The organism is Komagataeibacter kakiaceti JCM 25156 (assembly GCF_000613305.1).
Genome location: NZ_BAIO01000371.1, coordinates 1 through 2,361, shown reverse-complemented (window position 1 = coordinate 2,361; position 2,361 = coordinate 1). Strand labels below are relative to the sequence as shown.

General features: G+C 65.7%; 1 protein-coding gene and 1 pseudogene. Both read right to left on the bottom strand.

What is annotated here, in order from left to right:
• Positions 1-170: 170 nt before the first annotated feature.
• Positions 171-1,297 (bottom strand): annotated as a pseudogene (locus tag JCM25156_RS32400) (ABC transporter permease).
• 4 nt (positions 1,298-1,301) lie between these two features.
• Positions 1,302-2,361, bottom strand: a 1,060-nt coding sequence (locus JCM25156_RS13910) for an ABC transporter permease (protein WP_025813569.1), incomplete at its 5' end; no start/stop codon positions are given.

The following is a 2,361-nucleotide window of genomic DNA, read 5'->3' as shown; positions in this document are numbered from 1 at the left end:
GCGCGTCAGATCCGTACGGGGGGCGTCCGTGACCGGCACCTGCGTGAACTGTCGCGGCACCGCCACGCGGGACGCGGGGGCATGCGTGTGAAAGGGCGAACACCCCGCCATCAGCCCCACGGCCACCGCAATGCCCCCCATGCACGCAATCCGTGCCCATCCGTTCCCCATCATTCCTGCCTTGCCAACATGGATCTGAACCGCGCGAGCGCGAATACGAGAAAGACGATACCCGTCAGGCTTACGGTCAGCAGCGGCAGCATGATCGCATCCAGCCCCGCGCCGCGGTACAGGATGGCCTGTGACAGGTTGACGAACTGCGTGGTGGGCAGAAAGCGCACCACGACCTGCATGGCCGCGGGCATGCTTTCCACCGGTGTCGCCGCACCCGACAGCAGGTACGCCACCGCGTAGACTGGCACCACCAGCAGCCCGAACTGCGGCATGGTGGGCGCGACGGTGGCCAGCATGATGCCCAGCGCCGTGGCCGAAAACAGGTACAGAAGCGCGCACGCCGCGAACAGCATGAGCGAGCCCGCCAGCGGCACCCCCAGCCACACATGCACCACCAGCCACAGCGACAGCATGGCCCCCACGAATATGACCAGCCCGTTGGTCACGATCTTGGCGATCGCGATCTCGCTGGCCGTGACCGGCATGACCAGCAGGTGTTCCAGCGTGCCATGCTCGCGCTCACGGATCACCGCCGCCCCCACCAGCACGATGGAGAGGATGGTGATGTTGGTCACGATCTGCATGACCGAGGTGAACCACTTCGATTCGCTGTTGGGATTGAAGCGGATGCGGCTCTGCACGCTGAAGGCGCCCGCGCCGCCAGGTCGGGGGCGTGCAGCACCTCGCCAACCGCGCCCAGCATGATCTCGTTCAGATAGGCCGTGCCCAGCCCCGCCTGCGTCATGGCGGTAGCGTCCACGCGGATCTGCACGGCGGGCACGCGGCCCGCCAGTATGTCGGCCTCGAAACGGGGGGGAATATCGACCACGAATATGTAATCCCCCTCGTCCATGCCGCGCAGGGCCTCGGCGCGGTCCACCATGACGGGGGGCTTGAAATAGGGCGGCAGGACCGCGTCGCGCATGCGGCGCGACAGCGTGGTGTTGTCTTCATCCATGAAGGCGATGGTGGCGTTCGAGACCTCCACCTTCACGCCATTGGCCACCAGCAGCACCCCCGCGCTGAAGGCGAACACGATCAGCCCCAGCAGCACGCGGTCATGCACGAGGCTGCGCAGTTCCTTGCCACAGAGCAGACCCACATTGACCAGCCAGCGCATCATGCGCTCAGGCTTCCTGTTTTTTCAGCAGCAGGCGCGCGGCCACCATGTAAACGGCGGCGAAGGCGGCCAGCGCGAGGTACATGCGCCAGAAACTGCCCAGCCCCAGCCCCTTGGTAAAACAGCCCAGACTGACAAGCTGGTACCATGAGGCAGGAAAGCCCAGCCCCACGAGGCGGCTCAGCCCCGTCAGCGTCGAGGCCGGATAGAGCAGGCCGGAGAAATTGACCGCCGGGATCAGGCAGATGATGGACGTGCCGAAAATGGCCGCGACCTGCGAGCCGACAAAGGTCGAGATCAGCATCCCCAGCCCGGTGGCCGACAGCACGAACAGCACGCCGCCGATACTGAGCGCCAGCAGCGACCCCTTGAGCGGCACCCCCATGCCCACCACCGCCACCACCACCAGCATGGCGTAGCTGATCGTGGCCAGCGCCGCGTATGGCGCCTGCTTGCCCATGAGATACTGCCCCACCGACGCGGGCGAGGCGTAGAGGTTGATGATGGAGCCCACCTCCTTCTCCCGCACCACGCCAAGGGCGGTCAGCATGCTGGGGATCAGGATCAGCGCCAGCATGATCACGCCCGGCGTCATGGCGTAGATGCTGCGGAATTCCTGGTTATAGGAAAAACGGGGCTCCACATTGATCGGGACCGTCACGGCCTGCGGCATCTCGCGCCCCAGCGTGCCCGCGTACCCCGCCAGCACCCCGGTCACATAGGCCCGGACATTGGCGGCGAGGAACGGCACCGCGCCATCAATGATCACCCCGATTTCGGGCCTGCGCCCGGCTTCCATGTCCCGGGCGAAGCCTGCGGGAATATCCAGCGCCATCTGCGCGCGGCCATTGCGGATGGTGCGATCCAGCGTATCGGCATCAGTTACGGGGGGCAGTTCATGGAAATAGGCGGACCCACGGAAACTGTCGATCAACTGGTGGCTGATCGTGGTCCGGTCATGATCGCTGACGGTAAAGCCCACCCCCTCCACATCAAAGGAAATGCTCGACGCCGCCACCACCAGCAGGATCAGCGGCCCGACCAGCGCGAACATGAGCCGCAGCCGG